Here is a 19,633-nt window from a genome sequence, read left to right as displayed (position 1 = left end):
GTTCGCTACTCCTGCGTTGCGGGGGGCTCGGCCGCGGCGACCGGTTCGGCGGGTCGCCGCGAGCGGATCAGGGTCTCGATGCCGTCCAGGACCAGGCGCAGGCCGAACTCGAAGCCCGCGTCGGGGGCTTCCTCGTAGGTGCCGGCGGCCCAGACCCGGGTGAGGGTGGGGAAGCGGGCGGGCTGGATGAGCCGTTCCAGGTACGGCGTGCTCTCCGCCCACCAGTCCTCGTAGCCCACGCCGCTGCTCACCGCGTCCCGGTTGACGTCGACGGCGACCTGGGTGACACCCCGGACGTACGCGTCGACGAGCCCGACGACGTGCGCCATCTCGGCCTCGGTCAGCCCGAGCTCGGCGACGGTGCGCAGCGCCGACTCGGCCCGGGCGGTGATTCGCGGGCCCATGAGCAGCAGGCCGGGGCCCCACAGTTGCACCACCCACGGATGTCGTTGGGCGAGCGCGTGGTCGGCGCGCGCGTGCCGCTCCAGCGCGGCGCGCCAGCCGAGCCCGGCCGCGTCGGGCAACTCGTTCTCGCCCAGCACGGTGTCGAACATGACGTGCAGCAGTTCGGCCTTGCCCGGCACGTACGTGTACAGCGACATGGTGCCGACCCCGAGCCGCTCGGCGACCGCGCGCATGGACAGCGCGCCGAGCCCGTCGGCGTCGGCGATCCCGATCGCCGCGAGCGCGATGCGATCCACGGTGAGCCCCTGCTTGGGGCCGCGGGTGGGCCCCTCGCCGGTGCGCCACAACAACGCGAGGGTGCGCGCGGGATCCGCGCGCCCGCTTTTCTCTCGTGCCACGTGCGTACCCCCTTCCGAAAACTCCGTAGTGCGTACGGTACGTCATCCGGAGTTGATCGACAAGCGCTGCGAGTGTGATCGGAAGCGTGCTTGCCGTGCCACTCCGTATGGCGTACGGTACGGCGTACGGAGCTACTCCGTACGTTGTACAGAGTCGGCTCGCGAGCGAAATCCCGCGGGTTTCGCAAGACCGCGACCAGCGATACGCGAAGGGGTTCACATGCCACTGGCGATCTCCGCCGAAGGCGTGACCAAGGTGCACGGCGCCGCACGGGCGCTGGACGGATTCGATCTGGAGGTCCCGGCCGGGACGGTGCACGGACTGCTCGGCCCCAACGGTGCGGGCAAGACCACGGCGGTACGGATCCTGACCACGCTGTTGGGTCCGGACGGCGGACGGGCCGAGGTGGCCGGCTTCGACGTGGTGCGGGACGCGGCGCGGGTGCGCACGCGGATCGGGCTGCTCGGGCAGTACGCCGCACTGGACGAGGTGCTCGGCGGCCGGCAGAACCTGGAGATGTTCGGCCGGCTGTATCATCTGGGCGCCCGCGCGGCGCGGGCCCGGGCGGGGGAGTTGCTGGAGCGGTTCGCGCTGACCGACGTCGGCGAACGAGCGGTGACCACGTACTCGGGCGGCATGCGGCGCCGGTTGGACCTGGCCGCGTCGCTGATCCAGGCACCCGAGGTGCTGTTCCTGGACGAGCCGACCACCGGACTCGACCCGCGCGGCCGCACCGAGGTGTGGGACGCGGTGCGCGAACTGGTGGCGGGCGGTACGACGGTGCTGCTGACCACGCAATACCTGGAGGAGGCGGATCGGCTCGCGGACACGATCTCGGTGGTCGACCACGGCCGGACGATCGCCCGGGGAACGCCCACCGAGCTCAAGTCGCGACTGGGCGGCGACCGGATCGACGTGGTGGTCCGCGAACCGCTCGACCTGGCCGCCGCCGGCGCGATCCTGGCCCGCGTCGGCAACGGCGACCCGCGGGTCCATGCCGACGAGCGCCGCGTGGGCATCGCGATCACCGACCGGGTGAGCGCGCTCACCGCGACGGTGCGGGCACTGCACGACGCCGGGATCGAGGCCGAGGACATCGCGCTGCGCCGGCCCACCCTCGACGAGGTCTTCCTGACCATCACCGGCGTGCGCCGGGACGATGAACCGGTCGACGGCGCGGGCGGATCGCGCCGTACCGGCAGACTCGGCACGGGCGACGCGACGGAGGTGGCGGCATGAGTACCGCGCTGCGCCGAGCCCTGCCGGACACCTGGACGCTGACCCGCCGCACGTTCGCGCACTGGGCCAGGCAGCCCGCGCCGGTGCTGGTCGGGCTGCTGTTCCCGGTGCTGATGGTGCTGATGTTCGGCTACCTGTTCGGCGGCGGCATGGACGTGCCCGGCCGCGGCGACTACCGCGAGTTCCTGATGCCGGGCATGTTCGCGATGACGATGGTCTTCGGCATCGAATCCACCTTCACGGCGGTGGCCGGCGACACGGCGCGCGGGGTCACCGACCGGTTCCGGTCGATGCCGATGTCGCACTTCGCCGTGCTCGGCGGCCGGGTGCTCGCCGACATGCTGCACGCCGCCGTCGGGTTGCTGGTGCTGATCTGCTGCGGGCTCGCGGTGGGCTGGCGGTGGCACGAGGGGCCCGCGCGGGCGGCGCTCGCCGTCGCGATGTTGCTGCTGCTGCGACTGGCGGTGTTGTGGCTGGGCATTTACCTGGCCCTGCGGGCCAAGGGACCCGAGTCGGTGGCGATCCTGCAGATCCTGGTCTGGCCGCTGGGCTTTTTGTCCAACGTGTTCGTCTCGCCCGACACGATGCCCGGTTGGCTCGGCGTGATCGCCGAGTGGAACCCGCTGTCCGCGAGCGCGGGCGCCGGACGCGAATTGTTCGGGAACCCCGGCTGGGCGGGCGGCTCGTGGGTCGTGGACCACCCGATCCTGATGGCCTTCGGCTGGCCGCTCGTGCTGATCGCGATCTTCGCGCCGCTGTCGGTGCGGCACTATCGCGGACTCGGCCGCTAGGGCGTGACGGCGTCCGGCCGCTCGCGGGTTCGCGAGCGGCCGGACCGGGTGCCCATGGACCCGTGATCAGCCGGGCCCCTCCCCGCGCTCGACCAGATCCCAGGCATGGGCGAACAGTTCGGGCAGGGTCAGCCGCCAGACCTGTTCCTCCCAGACCTGGTCGCCGATCCGCCGTACGCCCAGCAGATTCGCCTTCCACACCTCGATCGGCCACAGCGGCTTGCGGGCCTTGGCCCAGTCGCCGGGCAGGAAGATTCCGCGACCGGCGCGCGCCCGCTTGTCCGCGACCACCACACCGGCGGCCACCAGCGCCGCCGCGGCCTCCCGATGCCGAGCGGCGTTCCAGCCGTTCCACAACCGGATCCGCCGATCGCTCGGCCGCTCGATCGCGAGCAGTTGCAGGTACAGCGCGGCCGCGTCGGCCTCGACCCCGAGTGCCTTCTCGACCCGCGCGACCGTCTCCGGCGCGCTGAGCGCCGGATTGCCCTCGTATCCACCGACCGGCAGCGCGTCGCCCGCCACCCGCTCCACGACCCGTGCGCACCAGTCGCCGCGCAGCATGTCGACGGTGTTACGGACGTGCGCGTCACCGGAGGTGACCTGCCGCAGCAGCGCGGAACGCTCGTCGACGCCGTAGCGGGCCGGCCGGAAGTACATGCGCACGAAGGGATGCGGATATTTCTCGCTGGGCTCGGCGATGGTGGCGATGCTCAGACCGTCGTCGAAGCTCGCCGTCGTGAGCGGGATCGGGCCGACATAGGGCCGCTCGCCGAACAGGGCGCGCAGCTCGTCGGCCGACTCGTGATGACGCGCGGTGTACCCGCCGCTCAGCAGCAGACCCGGATGATCGAGTCGCGCGCGCAGCGCGGCCACCGTGGCGGGCAGCCCGGCACGTACCGGATCCCCGGCGGGCAATTCGGCGTAGACGATCGGCAGTGCGACGGCGAGCGCGAACAGGAACTCCTGGAACCAGCGCACGCCTTGCTCCTCGCTGGTGGAGTAGGTCCCGCCGAGCCCCTCGGCCAACCACGGATCGTGATCCCGAGCGGTCAGGGGGTGCGTCTCGGGGGCCATGAAGGCGGCACAGACGTGCGCGGCCGGGGTGTGCAGGGTGAGCCGAGGATGCTCGGCGAGCACGGCGAGGGTCTCTTCGGGCACCTGCCGCGCGCGTCCGAAGCGGGCCTGCCACGCGGCTGCGATCCGGGCCGCGAGCACACCCGGGCCGGTCGGCTCCCACAGCTCGGCCGGGTCCTCGGGCAGGACGTGCGCGAACAGCTCCAGCCGTTCGAGCTCGGTCAAGCGGCGCAACTCGTCGTAGCCGGCGTCCGCTTCGGCCGTGCTCAGCCCGAGTACCGCGCGCTGCTCGGGATCGAGCGGCGGCACCGTGCGGATCCCGCCCGCATCGCCGATCGACAGCAGCGCCGCCGCCGCCCGGGACACCCCCGTTTCCGCACCGAGCAGTCGCACCGCCGCGGGGTCCCAGGGCATCGGCCCACGCTCGCGCACCAGCGCGATCAGCCGGCGCAACTGCGCCGCGTCGCCCCAGCCGCGGGCGACCTCGACCCAGTCGGCCGGCTCACCGAACTCGGGCGGATCCGCGTCCCCGGTCCGCACCTGGACGACCGCACAGCGGCCGTCGTGCGGCCAGGTCGTGGCGATGGTCGCCCCGTGCTCGTCCCGTACGGCCTTGGCATCGGCCCGCGCGACCCCGGTACGCAAGCGGGCCGACGGATCGGCCATCGGTGTGCCCGCCCAGTTCTCCAGGAACGCCAGCAACGCCTCGCGGTGTTCGGTTCCGGTGGCCGGCGCCGCCGCGCGCAGCGCGATCGCACCGACCCGGCCGATCACCGGCGGCCAGGACCCGTCGCCGATGATTCCCGGCCCGTCCTCTCCGGTCGGCGGATCCCACGTGCCCGCGAGATACCCGCCGACCCGCTCGACGCCCGCCAACACATTCCAATTCCACATCCCCAGACCGGTGACCAGACCCGACAATGCCGGGGAGAGCCACTGATCCCAAGGACCAACCGTCGTAGGTGCCATGCCGACATCCCTACCGCGCCGCACCGACGCCCCCCAACCCGCCCCCACCACACACCCGTCGCCGATGCGATCGGTGGTGCGCGTGGCACGGCCCGGCCACAGGGGTGGACGCGGTGGCGGGGGTCAGCCGGTCCGGACCTGCTCCGCGAACGCCAATGCCGCCCGCAGGAATTCGGCGGTCGCCGAGTCCTCCGCCTTGACCAATTCGGCCGGTGTCCCCTCGAAGACGACCATGCCGCCGTGCTTTCCGCCGCCCGGGCCCAGGTCGAGCACGTGGTCGGCGCGCTTGACCACGTCCAGGTTGTGTTCCACCACCACGACCGTGTTGCCCGCGTCCACGAGCCGGTCCAGCAGCCGGATCAGCGTGTCCACGTCGGACATGTGCAGGCCCGTGGTCGGCTCGTCGAGGATGTACACGCTGCCGCTCTTGTGCAGTTCGCTCGCGAGCTTGAGCCGCTGCAACTCGCCGCCGGAGAGCGAACTCAGCGGTTGCCCCAGGGTCAGATAGCCGAGGCCGACCGAGACCAGCGATCGCACCCGGGTGCGCAGCGCCTGCTCGGTGAAGTAGCCCACCGCCTCCTCGGCGGTCAGCGCCAGCACATCCACGATCGACTTGCCGCGCAGCGAGTACGCCGACACCTCGTCGCGGAACCGCCCTCCCGCGCACGCCTCGCAGCGGGTGGTGACCGGATCCATGAAGGCCATGTCGGTCCGGACCACCCCACGTCCCCGGCACTCCGGGCAGCCGCCCAGCGAGTTGAACGTGAACAGCCCCGGATCCACGCCGTTGGCCTTCGCGAACAGCCTGCGCAGCGGATCCGCCACACCGACGTAGCTCGCCGGCGTCGAACGGGAGGAGACGCCCACGCCCGACTGGTCGACCACCACCGCCTCCGGGTGCGCCGCGACCAGTACGTCCGAGATCAGCGTGCTCTTGCCCGAGCCCGCCACCCCGGTGACCACGGTGAGCACGCCGGTGGGAATGTCCACGTCCACGTTCCGCAGGTTGTGCAGGTCCGCGCCGCGAATCCGCAGCGCGCCGGTGGGTCGGCGAAAGCCTGCCTTGAGCGCGGTGAGCCGGCGCAGCGCGCGCCCGGTCGGCGAGTCCGCCAGGCGCAGTTCGGCGAAACTGCCCTCGAACGTGATCGTGCCGCCGTGGATGCCCGCTCCCGGCCCGACGTCCACGACGTGGTCGGCGATCGCGATCACGTCCGGATCGTGTTCGACCACCAGCACGGTGTTGCCCTTGTCCCGCAGCCGGGTGAGCAGATCGTTGAGCCGGACCACGTCGCGCGGGTGCAGGCCCACGCTCGGCTCGTCGAAGATGTAGGTCATCCCGGTCAGGCTCGACCCGAGATGGCGCACCATCTTCAGTCGCTGCCCCTCGCCGCCGGACACCGTCGAGGTGGGCCGATCCAGATGCAGGTAGCCGAGTCCGATCGCGACGATCCGCTCCAGCGCGACCGCCGCCGGCCGGGCCACCCGGCGCGCGATCGGGTCGGCCAATCCGGTGAGCACCTCGACCAGGTCGCTGATCTCCATCGCCGCGTAGTCCGACAGCGAGCGCCCCTCGATCAGCGACGTGCGCGCCGCCTCGTTCAGCCGGGCCCCCGCGCAGTCCGGGCAGGCACCCTCGGTGACGAACCGGGCGATCGTTTCGCGGCTCTTCTCGGCCAGCGCGGAGGTATCGCGGTTGAGGTAGAGCCGGTTGAACCGGTCGACCAGCCCCTCGTAGTCGATGTGGTGCCGGCCGTTGTTGTTGACGATCTCCACCTTGGCGCCGGTGCCGTACAGGAACAGCCGCCACTGTTCGTCGCCGAACTCGCGCACCGGGACATCGGCGGGGTAGAGGTCGTGGTTCGCGTACAGCTGCCACTGCCAGCCGCCGACCGCGAACCCCGGGTGTCGGATCGCGCCGTCGCGGATCGATCGGGACGGGTCGATCAACGCGTCCAGGTTCAGCCGCACGGTGCGTCCGAGACCCTCGCAGGTCGGGCACATGCCGTTCGGGTCGTTGAACGAGTAGTGGTTGGAGGGTCCCGCCGGCGGTGTGCCGTGCCGGGAGAACAACACGCGCAGCAGCGGGTGGATGTCGGTCATCGTGCCCACCGTCGACCGGGAGTTGCCACCGACCGGACGCTGGTCGACGATGATCGCCGTGGACAGGTGCTCGATCGAGTCCGCCTCGGGCCGCTCGTGTTTGGGCAGCCGGTTGCGGATGAACGCCGTGAACGTCTCGGCGAGTTGCCGCTGCGACTCGACCGCGATGGTGTCGAACACGATCGACGACTTGCCCGAACCGGAGACGCCGGTGAACACGACGATCCGGTTCTTGGGGATGCGCAGTGACACGCCCTTGAGGTTGTGCTCCCGGGCGCCGGTGATCACGATGCTGTCGTAGTCCATGCCACCAACGTACGAAGGGGTCCCTGACACATGTTGTCAAGGATTTCCGAGCGATTCGCAGCCGATCACGAACCGGTTCGGGGCTGCGCCCGGCTGATGTGACGGCCCACAATGCGGTTGCGCGGGGCGCGGTCGACCCAGCACCATCTCGGCCATGACGAACACGACGTTCACGGCGAACACGACGCACCGAAAGGGCGACGACCGCCCCCGCACGTGACCGCCCCGACGTCGGCACCCGAGCCGACCGACCCCATCGAGACGAGCGCCGCGCGGCCGAGCCCGACGATGGGCGATTCACTCTCGGCCGGCTCCGACCGGGCCGAGCCGCTGATCCGTTCCCCGGACCCGGCGACGGCGCGCGTGGGCATCCGGTTCGCCCGCGAGGCGATCCACAAGTGGCGGGGCGGTCCGGCCCGATTGTGGCCGGCCCTCGTCCACGCGCTCGACCACGAGGACCCGGACGTACGGGCGAGCGCGGTGGACACGATCGGCCGGTCCATCTGGGCCACCCGGCGCGCCGCGGACCGACTGGCGCAACTGACGGCCGACCCGATCGTGGGTTGGCCGGCCACGGCCGCCCTCGCCCGCGAGGGCGATCGCCGGGCACTGCCGGCTCTTCGCGCGGTGTTGGCCACGGCGGCGACGGATACGACGCACCCGGGATTGGTACGGGCCGCTGCCGGCTTCGCCGACGATTCGTCGGCTCCACTGCTCGGGGCCGTACTCGACCGACTGGCCGGGCATGACGCCGCCTCCTGCGCATGTTCGCTCCGCGACCGCGGATGCCTGCTGCCCGCGGCCCTGGCCGCGCTCGACCCCGGTGTGCCGGCCGCCTCGGCGGCGGTGCCCGCGTTGATCGCGGCGCTGTCCGACGTGGCGAGCGTCGAAGCGCACACCTGGCCGCGCGGGCGGATCGCGCAACTGTTGGGCGAGTTCGGCCCGGCCGCGGGCGACGCCGTACCGCTGCTCGAACGCCTGATCGCCGAAGGAGGCGAGGCCCTGGAGCGGCACGCGACCCTGGCGCTGATCCGGATCACCGGCGACCGCAGGCTCGCGGAAGCCCGCCTCGACGCACTCGGGCCCGCGACGCGGCGCCCGCGCCAGGCCGTGGTGCTGCTCGACTGGCTCGTGGACCACGGGGGCCTGAGCGCTCGCCATTCGGCCGAACTGTGGTCGATGGCGGCAGACCCGATGTGGACCTACGCGCGGGTCCTGCCTCCGCTGTGGCGGCACGCCGGGGAGGCCGCCCTGCCGGTCCTGCTCGCGGCGCTGCCGCAGTTGCTGGAGGTCGACGTCTACGGCGCGTTCGTCTACCGCCTGCTCGACGAACTGGGCGCGGCGGCGGAGCCGGTGGTGCCCGCCCTGGACGCGATCATCGACCGCCACGAGCGTGCGCCCGAGCCGGGCGACGACGCGGACACGGTAAGCCGTGACGAGAGGCTGGTCGAGCGTGCTCGGGCGACGCGGGCACGGATCGTCGAGGCAGTTGCACATGATGTGCAAATACATGGGACCGGCAACTAAGCTCGTGCCATGACCGCCTCACCCATCGTCCTCGGCATCGAATCGTCCTGCGACGAGACCGGGGTCGGCCTGGTCCGGGACGGCCGTCTGCTCGGCCACGCGGTGGCCACCAGCATGGCCGAACACGCCCGATTCGGCGGTGTGGTACCGGAGATCGCGGCCCGCGCGCACGTGCACGCCATCACCCCGACGGTGCGCGCCGCACTGGATTCGGCCGGCCTGCGCCGGCGCGACATCGGCGCGGTCGCGGTGACCACCGGTCCCGGCCTGGCCACCGCCCTCCAGGTCGGCGTGGCCGCAGCCAAGGGATTCGCGCTCGCGCTGGACGTGCCGTTGTACGGAGTGCATCACCTGGCCGGACACGTCGCGGCCGACACCCTCGAACACGGCCCGCTGCCGGATCCGTGCGTGGTGTTGATCGTCTCGGGCGGCCACACCTCGCTGCTGCTCGTGCGCGACCTCGCCCGCGACCCGATCGTGCACCTCGGCGACACCCTCGACGACGCGGCGGGGGAGTGCTTCGACAAGGTGGCCCGGGTGTTCGGCCTGCCCTACCCGGGCGGGCCGGCGATCGACCGGGCCGCGCGCGACGGTGACCCGCGCGCGGTTGCCTTCCCGCGCGGACTCACCGGCCCGCGTGACGACCCGTACGCGTTCTCCTTCTCCGGCCTCAAGTCCGCCGCCGCCCGCTGGGCCGAGCGCTCGCGCGCCGATGGCGGCGCGTTGCCGGTCGCGGACGGTGCCGCCGCACTCCAGGAGGCGGTGGCCGATGTACTGACCCGCAAGGCCGTCGCCGCCTGCACCGCGCACGACGTGCGCACCCTGGTCGTGGTCGGCGGCGTCGCGGCCAACTCCCGGGTGCGTTCGCTCGCGGCCGAGCGCTGCTCCGTCGCGGGCATCACGCTGCGGGTGCCGCCGCCGCGCCTGTGCACGGACAACGGCGCGATGATCGCCGCCGTCGGCGACCTGCTGCTCCGCGCGGGCGTCGCGCCGGCTCCGCTCGACGTGTCCATCGACCCGTCCGCACCCCTGGAATACGCGCGCCTGCACCCCGTGGCGATCTCGGCCGAGTCGCCGGATGCCGCGCTGCTGCCGCACCCGCGGCATCCGGCGCCCGATCGCCCCGGGCCGGCGGCTCAGGGCGCGTAGCGCAGCAGCCAGTCGTTGTTCGGATCACGGCCGAACTCGGGGTCGTTGGGCGGATCGGCCGGGAGTTCCTCGACCTGGTCGGCGGGCTCGACTCGCTCGGGCAGTTTGCCCCAGCGGGCGGCCCGAGCGGCCTGCTCGACGCCATCGCCGGGAGTTTCGTTCGCCGCGGGCTGCCGCCCCTGCTGCTCTTCGATGTTCATGAGCCCCTGCCCTTTTCGAGCCGCGCGTCCTGACACCCCACGGTACCGCCGTCCGCCCCGGGGATACTGGGACCGTGTACGTCGAACGTCGTTCCCACCTGGCGCCGCTGATCGTCTGGACCCGCACGGTGCAGATCGCCGGGTCCGCTCGCGTGCTGCCGGACGGCTGCATGGATCTGATCTGGTCCGGTGACGAGCTGATCGTGGCCGGCCCCGACACCGTCGCGCATCCGGTCGAGAACACGCCGGGAACGCGCTACGCGGCGGTGCGCTGCGCGCCCGGCATCGGGCCCGCGTTGTTCGGGCTCCCGGCCCACCCGCTGCGCGATCGACGGGTCCCGCTGGCCGACGTGTGGGGCGGGCGCGATGTGCGGGTGCTGACCGAACGCATCGCCGCAGCCGCCGATCCGGCCGCCTTCCTCGAACATCTGGCCGCCGAGCGGCTGCGCGAGCACGACGCCGCGGCGGCCCGGTTCGCCGGCGCCGTGGTCGGCGAACTGCGGGCCGGCGCCGACATCGCGACCGTCGCCGCCGAGGTCAACCTGAGTGAGCGGCAACTGCACCGCCGCTCGCTCACCGCGTTCGGCTACGGGCCCAAGACGCTGGCTCGGGTGCTGCGCCTGGACCGCGCGCTGGGCCTGGCCCGCGGCGGCGTCCCGGCCGCCCGGGTCGCCGCCGTCGCCGGCTACGCGGACCAGGCCCACTTCGCCCGGGATGTCAAGGCACTGGCCGGCGTGCCGCTGCGCACCCTGCTGTCGGGCTGAACACCGGCGATCGCTAGGGCGTGTTCGGCAGTGGCGCGAGCAGGTCGACGCCATTGCCGTCCGGGTCGTGCAGGACCGCGTACCGCTGCCCCCAGAACGCGTCCCACGGCGCCCGATATCCGGCGTACCCGGCCGCGACCAGCTCGCCGTACACCTTGTCGACCTCGGCCGGATCGGCGAAGGCGAAGGCCAGCGAGGCCCGGTGGTCGCCGGTCGGCGCGGTCCACTCGGGGGCGAACGAGCGGACCGTCTCGACCGTGTCCAGCACCAGCAGCGGCCCTTCGGGCAACTGCACCTCGACATGCGGGAGCGCGTCGTGCTCGGCGGGGATGTCCAGGCCGAGCGCCCGGTAGAACGCGAGCGACGCGGCCATGTCGGCGACCACGAGCCCGATGAAGTGGAAACGAAACGCACGAGAAGTCATGCCTCCACGCTAGCCGGCGCCGGCGGTCCTGCTCTTGAACGAATCGGACGTGTTCACCCGCGCGCCGTGGATGCCCGTCCGCGCTCCCGGCGCGCCGCCGCCAGAGCCGGCAGCGTGGTCGCCGCGGCCAGGACACCGCCGCACCACAACACCGCGGAGGTGGCCACGGCGTCCACGGCGGCGCCGCCGAGCAGCGAGCCGAGCGCGATGGCGAGCTGGAACCCGGTGACGAATACCGCCGATGCCGCCTCGGGGGCGTCCGGCGCCGACCGCAGCAGCCACCCCTGCAGGCCCACCGGCACCGCGCCGTAGGCGAGACCCCACGCGAGCATCGCCGTCACGGTGCCCGGCGTCCGGGACCCGGACAGTGCGAGCACCGCGACCGAGCAGGCGAGCAGCCCGGCCGCGACCGCGAGCGTGCCGTGCGGAGCGCGCCCGGTGTACGCGCCGGCCACGAAGTTGCCCACCACGCCCGCCACGCCGTAGCCGAGCAGCAGCCCGCCGATCGGCCCCGGACCCAGGTCGCCGACCTCCTCCAGGATCGGTCGGACGTAGGTGTAGGCGCCGAAGTGCCCGGCGACCAACAGGATCAGTCCGGTGGCGCCGGTGAGTACGGTGCGCCGACGCAGCAGCGCGGTGAGCTCGCGCGGTCGCACGGCCCGTTCGGCGGGCAGCGGCGGCAGCAGCAGCAACAGGGTGATCAGGACGGCCGCGCTGAGCCCGGCCATGACCGCGAACGCGACGCGCCACCCGGCCCATTCGCCGATCATCGTGCCGATCGGCACCCCGACCACCGAGGCCACCGAGACTCCGCCGAAGATCACCGCGGCGGCCCGGCCGACCGATCGGGCGGGCACCAGGCGCACCGGCAGGCTCGCGCCGATCGCCCAGAAGCCGCCGATGCTGGTGCCCACGAGCACCCGCGCGACCAGCAGGGTGGCGAAGTTCGGCGCCAACGCGCTGATCGTGTTGGCGGCGAGCAGCACGAACATCATCGCGGCCAACACGATTCGTCGGTCCACCCGACCGGCGGCGACGAGCACGATCGGCGCGGCGAAGCCGGCCACCACCGCGGCCAGGGTGATGGCCAGGCCGGTGCTGCCGTCGGATACGTGCAGGCCGTGTGAGATGGGCGTGAGCAGGCCGACGGGGAGCATCTCGGTGCAGACCACCGCGAAGGTGCCGACGGCGATGGCCGTGACGGCGAGCCAGGACCGGGCGCCGGCTATCTCGGGAGCGGATCCGGGCGCGCCGGCGGGCCCGGAATCGGGGGTGGACGAAGCGGTCGAAGCGGTGTCGACGACTGGGTTGGACATGACGCCCAGCGTGGCCGGCGTGCCGGCCCCGAACAACGGCCGAGATCGCATGCGAGCACAAGCCTCGCTTATGCTCGCAGGTCGAAGTCCGGCGGCTGCCCGCGAGGGCGGGATCGAGCCGGTACCCGAGGGGGAGGAGAGCGCGGATGAGCGTGGAGTTCCGCGAGTTGGAGTGCTTCGTCGTGCTGAGCGAGGAACTGCACTTCACCCGTACCGCCGCGCGGCTCTACACGTCGCAGGCCCGGGTCAGTCAACTGTTGCGGCAGTTGGAGGAGCGGATCGGCGCCCGGCTGTTCGAGCGCAACAGCCGCCGGGTCCGACTCACCCCGCAGGGCGAGCTGTTCCTGGCCGAGGTGCGGCCCGCGTACGGCGGGATCACCGACGCGATCGACCGGGCCCGGGCGCGCGCCCGCGGCATCGAGGGGGTCCTGCGGGTCGGTTTCGTCGGTACGCCCTACGGCACCCTGCTCGACCTGGTCGGCGACTTCCGGGCCCATCACCCACAGGCGCGCGCCGACCTGGTCGAGACGCCGCTGTCGGATCCGTTCGGCCCACTCCTGCGCGGCGAGATCGACGCGGCCTTCGTGACCCTGCCGGTGGTCGACCCGGCGTTGCGCACCGGTCCGGTGGTCGCCGCCGACCCGCTCGTGCTCGGGGTTTCCACCCGGCACGCGTTCGCGGCCCGCGAGCACGTGGGCGCCGAGGAGTTGGCCGAGTGCACGTTCGTGGACATCGCCGGCCCCGCGCCCGCGCGCTGGCGCGAACTCCAGTCGCCGACGACGACGCCGGGCGGCCGAGCGATTTTGCACGGGCCGAGCGCGGGCACCCTTCAGGAAGTGCTGTCGTTGATCGCCGCCGACCTGGGCGTGCTGTTGTTCTGCGCGCAGTTCGCCGGCTACAACGGGCGACCCGACGTGGCGTTCGTGCCGGTCACCGGCCTGGCCGAGTCGGCGGTCACGCTCGCCTGGCGGGCCGGGCACGAGACGCATCTGCTGCGCTCGTTCGTCGCCGCGTCGACCCGACGGTCGGTGCGAGCCGCCTGAGCCGGCCTTGACCGGACCTGACCCGCCCGGACCTGACCCGCCCGGACCTGATCGGAGCCGGCCCGACCGAAGCCGATCCGATCGGATGTGACGATCCATCGACAAAACGATGTCTTCGAACGATGTCCGTATCGGCGTCCTCGCCCGGTCCGGATCGGCCGGGCCGCCCGCCTCGGCCGCACAGCCGCCCGAGGGGCCATACCGTGGGTCCGTCAACCGATCTCGTACCGAAGGACCTGGTCATGCCGCTGCTCACGATCAAGTCTGAGGGTGAGGTCGAGATCGAGGTTCGGCGCTCGCGCTTCCTGTGCGCCGTCGCGCGGGCGGCCGACGACGCCGAGGCGCAGGCGTTCCTGGCCCGACGTCGGGCGCTGCATCCGTCCGCGCGGCACAACTGTTCGGCGTGGATCGCCGGCGGTCAGGAGAAGGGGTACGACGACGGCGAACCGTCCGGCACGGCGGGCGCGCCGATGCTCCAGGTGCTCCGACGTCGTGAACTCACCGAGACGGTCGCGGTGGTGACCCGCTACTTCGGTGGCATCATGCTCGGCGCCGGCGGCCTGATCAGGGCGTACGGCTCGGCGGTGACCGAGGCGGTGGACACGGTCGGGGTGGTCGAACTGCGGCCGATGCTGGTGCTGACCGTGGACGTCGATCACGCCCACGCCGGCCGACTGGAGAACGACCTGCGCGGGCTCGGTCACGAGGTGCGCGACATCCGCTACGGCGCCGAGGTGGCGATCGACGTGTGTGTGCCCGAGCCGGATCGGGAGCGTTTCACGGCCCGGCTGACCGACCTGACCGGCGGCCGGGCGAGCGCCCGGGAGACGGGGCGCACATTCGTCGAGGTTGACGCCTCCCGAAACACTTCTTGACGCACTTCTCGCGCCGGTGCACGCCGAGGCCGGTTGAAACGCGCCTCAGATCGGAACACCAAGGGATACATGGGTGCTCGCACGGGGCTGCGTGAAATGAGGAAGTGATGACGGCTGGATACGACGAGAAGTCGGCGATCGACCAGGCGGAGGTCGTCAGGGTCGTTCGGGAACGGGTGATCAGGGCCCGTGCGGTGTTGTCCGAGGCCAGTGCCGCGCACGATACGAACGCGCTGTCACCCGCGCTGGACGAGTTGGAGGAAGCGCTGCATGCCGCCCGCGAACACGGCGTGACGGTCCCACCATCGGCGGGCACCGCCTGACCTCGGTGCCACCGGCCGGCTTCGGTGCCACCGCCCGGGTGGGGCGGGGCGTCGGGCTGCGCTGACGAAACGGTCGGTTTCACGGGTTCTCGTGCAGTCCCGCGTCGGCGGGTCCGACCACGAAGCGGGTGAAACGTACCCGCAGGTCCGTGCGTTCCGGCGAGCAACAGAACGGCCCGGCGAAGGTTGGCGCATCCGGGGCCAGCGGTGCGAGTCGGATGGTGCGCCACGGGTCGTCTTCGGCGCGCGCCCGAATGGTGAGCGCGTCGCCGGTACGGCTGACCCGAACGGTGACCGAGCGACCAGCCCACTCGGGTACCGGCGCGATCGACCAGTCGGACACCCCGCGGGTGACCACTGCGCCCACGTGCAACGCGCCGTCGGTGACCTCGACTCCGGCCTTGACCCAGGTCTGCTCGTCCACGCGGACGAAGACGCCGGCCTGGTCGTAGAGCGCGTCGAAGTCGCCGTCGAAGGTCACCTCCACCGAGGTGTTCGGCGGCAGCTCCGTCAGCAGCGCGCTCCCGGTGTCCCGGGTGAAGCCGTACGAGGTCTGCCGCCAGAAGTCCGCGCCGGCATGCGGACTCACCACGAGCGCGGTGCCGACCCGCTCGGCCGTGTTCGGCGGATTGAGCCAGCGTGCGTCGTCCCAGCCCACATCCTTGGTGCCCATGTGCCGAGCGTAGTGCGGGCCGCCGCAACGATTTCGGCGGGCTCGGAGCGATCGGGCCCGGAACGCTCCTCGCCGCCGAGATCGTTTCGGCCGGCTCGTCGGACGGTCAGATCGCCTTGTGCATGCCGCCGTCGACGATGTAGTCCACGCCCATGATGTTCGCGGCCCGCTCCGAGGCCAGGAACAGCACCACGTCGGCGACCTCCTGTGGTTCGGAGACGCGACCGGTGAGCACACCCATCGCCTGCGGCAACACCTCGTCCATGAACACCTGCGCGGTGGTCCCGGCGGATGCGGCCATCATGTCGGCGAACTGCCCCGGATCGGTCCACAGCGGGGTGCGCACCGGCCCGGGCGAGACGGTGTTCACCCGCACGCCCTGCGGGCCGAACTCCTCGGCCAGCGACTTCGAGTACGAGCTCAGCGCGGCCTTCGAGGCCGAGTAGTGCACGAGCGACGCCGCCGGCAGGTGACTGTTCAGCGAGCTGATGGTGATCACCGCGCCGCCGCCCCGGGTGAGGATCGCCGGCATCGCGGCCCTGGTCGCGCGCACCGCGCTGAACAGGTTGATGTCGAAGATCCGCTGCCACTCGGCGTCCTCGACCTCGATGATCGAGGGCGTCGGCGCACCGGTGCCGACGTTGTTGACCAGGACGTCCAGGCCGCCGTGCGCGTCGACGGCGACCTGGACCAACTCGGCCGGGCCATCCGGGCGAGCCAGGTCCACGGCCACCGGGAGCACATCGAACTCGGCTCGCAGCGCGGCCAGTTCGGGGGAAATGGTGCGACTGCCGGCGACGACTCGGGCGCCCTCCTCGGCGAAGCCGCGCACGATCGCCAGGCCGATGCCCTTGCTGCCACCGGTGACCACGACGACCTTGTTCTTCAGGTTCAAGTTCATGGCTCAATGATTGCTTCGCGGAAAGGTCATTGCTGGCGGAAATCCGTCGTGGCGTTCGGTGCGGCGGCGACTCGATCGGCGCGGTGGTGGTCGGGTCGTCGGGTCGCCGCGAGGGGATGGATCGCGGCGACCCGACGAGCCGGGTGGTACGTGGAGCCCTGCCGAATCAGTCGGGCCGGCTCGCCGTCAGTGCCGCGTCGAGGAGGGCGCCGGTCTCGGCGATCGCGGTGGACAGCGTCGACGGGGTCAGCCGGGCCGCGATCTCGTCGACGCCGCGCAGGCCCGCGCGATCCAGGAGAGTCTTCTCGTTGGTCACCCACTCGCCGCGGCCGGCCGACACCGCGTGCGCGGCCTCGCATGCCGCACGGCCGATCGCGCCCGCCACGTCGGTGACGTGGCCGCGGCCGGCATGCGCCCGGTCCGCGTAGCCGAGGGTCAGCCGCGCGTCGTCGCTCCACCGGGCGTGTCCGGCGCGGCGCAGCGCCTGCGGGTAGGAGGGGCGCGGAAGTTCGCCGAACAGCACCCGGTTTACCGCGAGTTCGGCCACCACGAGGTAGGTCGGCACGCCCGCCAAGTGGAAGAGCAGCCGCTCGACCTCGAACCGACCCTCCCGCGCGTGCGCCAACCGCCGCTCTACGTCCGCGAGTTCGCGATAGTGCAGGTCGACCGCCCGGTCCTCGACGGTCAACCGGGCGCCGCCGTTGAAGACCCCGCCGCCCCAGGCGCCGAACTCGCAGACCTCGCCCGGCCAACCCAGGCCGCGGACCGCGTCCGGGGTGAACCCGTCCCGGTAGTACACCGAGAAGTCCCAGTCGCTGTCCGGGCGGTGGGTGTTCTGGGCGCGCGATCCGCCGAGCGCGACGGCCGCGACACCGGGCAGCGCGGCCAGTCGTTCCGTGACGTGGGTGGTGAAGGATGCGTCACTGGTCATGATCGCAGGCTATAACGCACCCGGATCGGAGCGGATCGGCGAGGCCGCGGGCCCGCCCCCGCCGGGGCCGACGGGCCCGTCGATCCGGTCCGGGCGCGCCGGTCAGGGGCGCAGGTAGCCGCGGGCGACCGCCTCGTCGATGAGCTCCAGGGTGTAGGCCCACAACGACGGCGAGCCGTCCGCGATCGTGCCGCCCTGCTTGGCCAGCACCTCGGTGCGGGTGAGGTCGTACTCACGCCAGGTGCCGCCCTCGGTGTGGAAGTTGAGCAGGCACGGTTGGAACCGGTCGACGGCCTTGGCGAAGCGCGCGTCCGGGGTCTCGCGGGCCTCGAACTCCTCCCACAACGCCCGCAGTTCCGCGCCCTGTTCGGTGGGGAGCAGGCCGAAGATCCGGGCCGCGCCCAGTTGCTCGCGCTCGACCTGGTCCGCCTCGGCGACCGTGTCGTAGTAGAACGTGTCACCCGCGTCGATCTCGACCAGGTCGTGGACCAGCAACATCCGTATCACCCGCGCCACGTCCACTTCGGTCGCGGCGTGCTCGGCCAGAGTGCCGGCCAGCATGGCCAGATGCCACGAGTGCTCGGCGGTGTTCTCGCGCCGCGACGCGTCCGCGATCAGGTTGCGCCGGACCACGCCCTTGAGCCGGTCGATCTCCAGGACGAAGCCGATCTGCGCGGCCAGGTGCGCGTCGGTGGGCGGGAACAGCGGGACACCGGACAAGGCAACTCCTCGGTCGAACGGTCGGGCGGCGTCCGGACCGCCGCACCACCCTGCCGACGCGGTGGGCGGCAGCCGACCGCCGGCGCGCGGCGCGGTGAAGATCGCGAACGCCTCCACGATATGCAATCCGCTCCGGCCGAACCCGACCGCGGTGGAGGCGACCCGGTGCCGTCGCCGCCGTCGACCGGCCAGGGCGACGGAAGCGGCATCGGCGCGTTCGGGGGTTACTCCGTCGCCGACTCGGCGAATGCCGCGAGGGAGTCCTGGCTCCAGGTCAGCCGGCCCTCGGCCAGGTCGGCCGATACCGCTTCCACCCAGGCCAGTTCCGCCGCGGTGACCGCGCGCAGGTATTCGTCCTCCAGCATCAGCACACGTGGCAGGGCGAACCCGGACGCGCTCGCCGCGTCCGCGTCGAGCGCCGCCAGGTCGGCGGCGAGCCGGTCCCGACGGCGGGCGAGCAACTCGCGCGTGGTCTCGGGGGTGAGCAGCGCGAGGAAGGACAGCGCGGCCGGGAACTCCGGGAACTCGTTGCGCGGCGTGTCCAGCATCTCGGCCATCCACGTGTGGCACGCCGCCCGACCCGCCTCGGTGATCTCGTAGACCGTGCGCTCCGGGTACTGCTGATCGCGTTCCGTCTCGCGCACCGTGACCAGGTCGGCCTCGCGCAGCCGATTGATCGTCTTGTACAGCGACGCGCGCTGACCCACGTTGACGACCTTGTCCTTGCCCCACTGCTTGATCCGCTGCTGGATCGCATACGGGTGCATCGGCTCGCGGTAGAGCAGGCCCAAAAGCGCCAGCGCCAGCGGCGATCTGCGGAAAGTCGTCGTCATGCGGCCAGCCTACTGGATTCCCGGCAACTAGCTCCAGTGAGACTAGTTGCCAAGACACTAGTCGCCATGCCACTATTTCGGTTGTCGGCAGCGAGCGGCGGAAACCCCCACCGCCGCAGCCGAAGCGCCACCGACCGAGAGGAATCGCCATGACCACCACCCCGATTCGCATCCACGCCGACCACACCACCACCAAGCGCCTGGGCGACTGGACGACCGGGACCTCGTTCGAGGTCCGCGAGCGCCGCGCCGCCGCCGTGCTCGACCTGCGCTCGCCGCGGATCGACGAGGGCGACATCGAGATCCGGGTCGACCTGGACCACGCGATGCTCAAGCTGCTGGTCGCCGACGACGCGGTCGTCGAGCAGGACGGGCTGCGCTGGACCGGCCGAGGCCGGGTCAAGGACGCCGCCCGCCCGGGCGCCGCCAAGGGTCGGGTGATCCGCCTGGTCGGCCACATCGACCACGGCGAGGTGCGCGTCCATCGGGGCGGCGTCGCGGTGTTGTCCGCGATGTTCAGCCGCGCCTACGTCGAGGACGTCCGGCGTGCCCACCGCGAGGGCGACCTGCCCACCGTCGCCGACCCGGCCCGCACCCGCTGACCCCGCTTTGGCGCCGTCATCGAGAGCGCGGGTCGGCTCCGGACCCCCGGCACCCATCCGCGCGGATCC

20 protein-coding genes are annotated in these 19,633 nt (G+C 72.2%); 9 read left to right on the top strand and 11 right to left on the bottom strand.

Going from position 1 to position 19,633, the window contains the following annotated elements:
- Positions 1–5: 5 nt before the first annotated feature.
- On the bottom strand, positions 6–803 hold the full coding sequence (locus A3IC_RS0102385; protein WP_020548460.1) for a TetR/AcrR family transcriptional regulator C-terminal domain-containing protein: 798 nt from the start codon (positions 801–803) through the stop codon (positions 6–8).
- A 220-nt stretch (positions 804–1,023) separates the two neighbouring features.
- Here A3IC_RS0102385 and A3IC_RS0102380 point away from each other — a divergent pair, with 220 nt between their 5' ends.
- Positions 1,024–2,043, top strand: coding sequence for a daunorubicin resistance protein DrrA family ABC transporter ATP-binding protein (locus A3IC_RS0102380; protein WP_020548459.1), 1,020 nt, complete (start codon positions 1,024–1,026; stop codon positions 2,041–2,043).
- Positions 2,040–2,834 (top strand): ABC transporter permease, encoded by a 795-nt coding sequence (locus tag A3IC_RS0102375; protein WP_020548458.1) that lies wholly within the window; start codon positions 2,040–2,042, stop codon positions 2,832–2,834. The genes A3IC_RS0102380 and A3IC_RS0102375 overlap by 4 nt, the downstream gene beginning before the upstream one ends.
- A gap of 66 nt (positions 2,835–2,900) precedes the next feature.
- On the opposite strand, the gene A3IC_RS0102370 is transcribed toward A3IC_RS0102375, so the two are convergent.
- On the bottom strand, positions 2,901–4,802 hold the full coding sequence (locus tag A3IC_RS0102370; RefSeq protein WP_205354150.1) for a hypothetical protein: 1,902 nt from the start codon (positions 4,800–4,802) through the stop codon (positions 2,901–2,903).
- A 198-nt stretch (positions 4,803–5,000) separates the two neighbouring features.
- Positions 5,001–7,283 (bottom strand): excinuclease ABC subunit UvrA, encoded by a 2,283-nt coding sequence (locus tag A3IC_RS0102365; RefSeq protein ID WP_020548456.1) that lies wholly within the window; start codon positions 7,281–7,283, stop codon positions 5,001–5,003.
- 288 nt (positions 7,284–7,571) lie between these two features.
- On the opposite strand from A3IC_RS0102365, the gene A3IC_RS0102360 reads away from it, so the two are divergent.
- Positions 7,572–8,810, top strand: a complete 1,239-nt coding sequence (locus A3IC_RS0102360; RefSeq protein ID WP_158695777.1) for a HEAT repeat domain-containing protein — start codon at positions 7,572–7,574, stop codon at positions 8,808–8,810.
- A 9-nt stretch (positions 8,811–8,819) separates the two neighbouring features.
- Entirely contained in the window at positions 8,820–9,959 is a 1,140-nt protein-coding gene (gene tsaD / locus A3IC_RS0102355; protein ID WP_020548454.1) for a tRNA (adenosine(37)-N6)-threonylcarbamoyltransferase complex transferase subunit TsaD, read from the top strand.
- Here tsaD and A3IC_RS52095 read toward each other — a convergent pair.
- Positions 9,947–10,159 carry a hypothetical protein gene (locus A3IC_RS52095; RefSeq protein WP_020548453.1) on the bottom strand — a complete coding sequence of 71 codons (213 nt, stop codon included), beginning with the start codon at positions 10,157–10,159 and terminating at the stop codon, positions 9,947–9,949. The genes tsaD and A3IC_RS52095 overlap by 13 nt on opposite strands.
- 74 nt (positions 10,160–10,233) lie before the next feature.
- Here A3IC_RS52095 and A3IC_RS0102345 point away from each other — a divergent pair, with 74 nt between their 5' ends.
- Complete coding sequence (locus A3IC_RS0102345; RefSeq protein WP_020548452.1) at positions 10,234–10,923, top strand: helix-turn-helix domain-containing protein; 690 nt, start codon at positions 10,234–10,236, stop codon at positions 10,921–10,923.
- 13 nt (positions 10,924–10,936) lie between these two features.
- On the opposite strand, the gene A3IC_RS0102340 is transcribed toward A3IC_RS0102345, so the two are convergent.
- Positions 10,937–11,347, bottom strand: a complete 411-nt coding sequence (locus A3IC_RS0102340) for a VOC family protein (protein ID WP_026217801.1) — start codon at positions 11,345–11,347, stop codon at positions 10,937–10,939.
- A gap of 53 nt (positions 11,348–11,400) precedes the next feature.
- Complete coding sequence (locus A3IC_RS0102335) at positions 11,401–12,663, bottom strand: MFS transporter (protein ID WP_106668761.1); 1,263 nt, start codon at positions 12,661–12,663, stop codon at positions 11,401–11,403.
- A gap of 146 nt (positions 12,664–12,809) precedes the next feature.
- On the opposite strand from A3IC_RS0102335, the gene A3IC_RS0102330 reads away from it, so the two are divergent.
- The 3 genes from A3IC_RS0102330 (at position 12,810) to A3IC_RS0102320 (ending at position 14,904) form a co-directional block, all read left to right on the top strand.
- Positions 12,810–13,706, top strand: coding sequence for a LysR family transcriptional regulator (locus A3IC_RS0102330; RefSeq protein ID WP_020548449.1), 897 nt, complete (start codon positions 12,810–12,812; stop codon positions 13,704–13,706).
- Positions 13,707–13,948: 242 nt separating this feature from the next.
- Positions 13,949–14,581, top strand: a complete 633-nt coding sequence (locus A3IC_RS0102325; RefSeq protein WP_191864141.1) for a YigZ family protein — start codon at positions 13,949–13,951, stop codon at positions 14,579–14,581.
- A 107-nt stretch (positions 14,582–14,688) separates the two neighbouring features.
- Positions 14,689–14,904, top strand: coding sequence for a hypothetical protein (locus A3IC_RS0102320; protein ID WP_020548447.1), 216 nt, complete (start codon positions 14,689–14,691; stop codon positions 14,902–14,904).
- Positions 14,905–14,983: 79 nt separating this feature from the next.
- Here the strand turns inward: A3IC_RS0102320 and A3IC_RS0102315 are convergent, their stop codons facing one another.
- The 5 genes from A3IC_RS0102315 to A3IC_RS0102295 all read right to left on the bottom strand — a co-directional run bounded on the left by A3IC_RS0102315 (position 14,984) and on the right by A3IC_RS0102295 (position 18,962).
- A complete protein-coding gene (locus A3IC_RS0102315) occupies positions 14,984–15,577 on the bottom strand; it encodes a DUF1349 domain-containing protein (protein WP_020548446.1) in 594 nt (197 codons plus the stop codon).
- A gap of 106 nt (positions 15,578–15,683) precedes the next feature.
- Positions 15,684–16,478 (bottom strand): SDR family NAD(P)-dependent oxidoreductase, encoded by a 795-nt coding sequence (locus A3IC_RS0102310; protein ID WP_020548445.1) that lies wholly within the window; start codon positions 16,476–16,478, stop codon positions 15,684–15,686.
- Positions 16,479–16,644: 166 nt separating this feature from the next.
- Positions 16,645–17,409, bottom strand: a complete 765-nt coding sequence (locus tag A3IC_RS0102305) for a nucleotidyltransferase domain-containing protein (protein WP_020548444.1) — start codon at positions 17,407–17,409, stop codon at positions 16,645–16,647.
- A 102-nt stretch (positions 17,410–17,511) separates the two neighbouring features.
- Positions 17,512–18,129 carry an HD domain-containing protein gene (locus A3IC_RS0102300; RefSeq protein ID WP_211232258.1) on the bottom strand — a complete coding sequence of 206 codons (618 nt, stop codon included), beginning with the start codon at positions 18,127–18,129 and terminating at the stop codon, positions 17,512–17,514.
- A gap of 224 nt (positions 18,130–18,353) precedes the next feature.
- Complete coding sequence (locus tag A3IC_RS0102295) at positions 18,354–18,962, bottom strand: PadR family transcriptional regulator (RefSeq protein WP_026217796.1); 609 nt, start codon at positions 18,960–18,962, stop codon at positions 18,354–18,356.
- 149 nt (positions 18,963–19,111) lie between these two features.
- Between A3IC_RS0102295 and A3IC_RS0102290 the strand changes: the two genes are divergently transcribed.
- A complete protein-coding gene (locus A3IC_RS0102290) occupies positions 19,112–19,564 on the top strand; it encodes a hypothetical protein (protein ID WP_020548441.1) in 453 nt (150 codons plus the stop codon).
- The last annotated feature ends 69 nt before the right edge of the window (positions 19,565–19,633 follow it).

It is taken from the genome of Embleya scabrispora DSM 41855 (assembly GCF_000372745.1).
In the GTDB taxonomy this organism is placed as follows: Bacteria; Actinomycetota; Actinomycetes; order Streptomycetales; family Streptomycetaceae; genus Embleya; species Embleya scabrispora.
The sequence above is the reverse complement of the archived record's forward strand: the minus strand, read 5'-3'. Positions and strand labels throughout refer to the sequence as shown.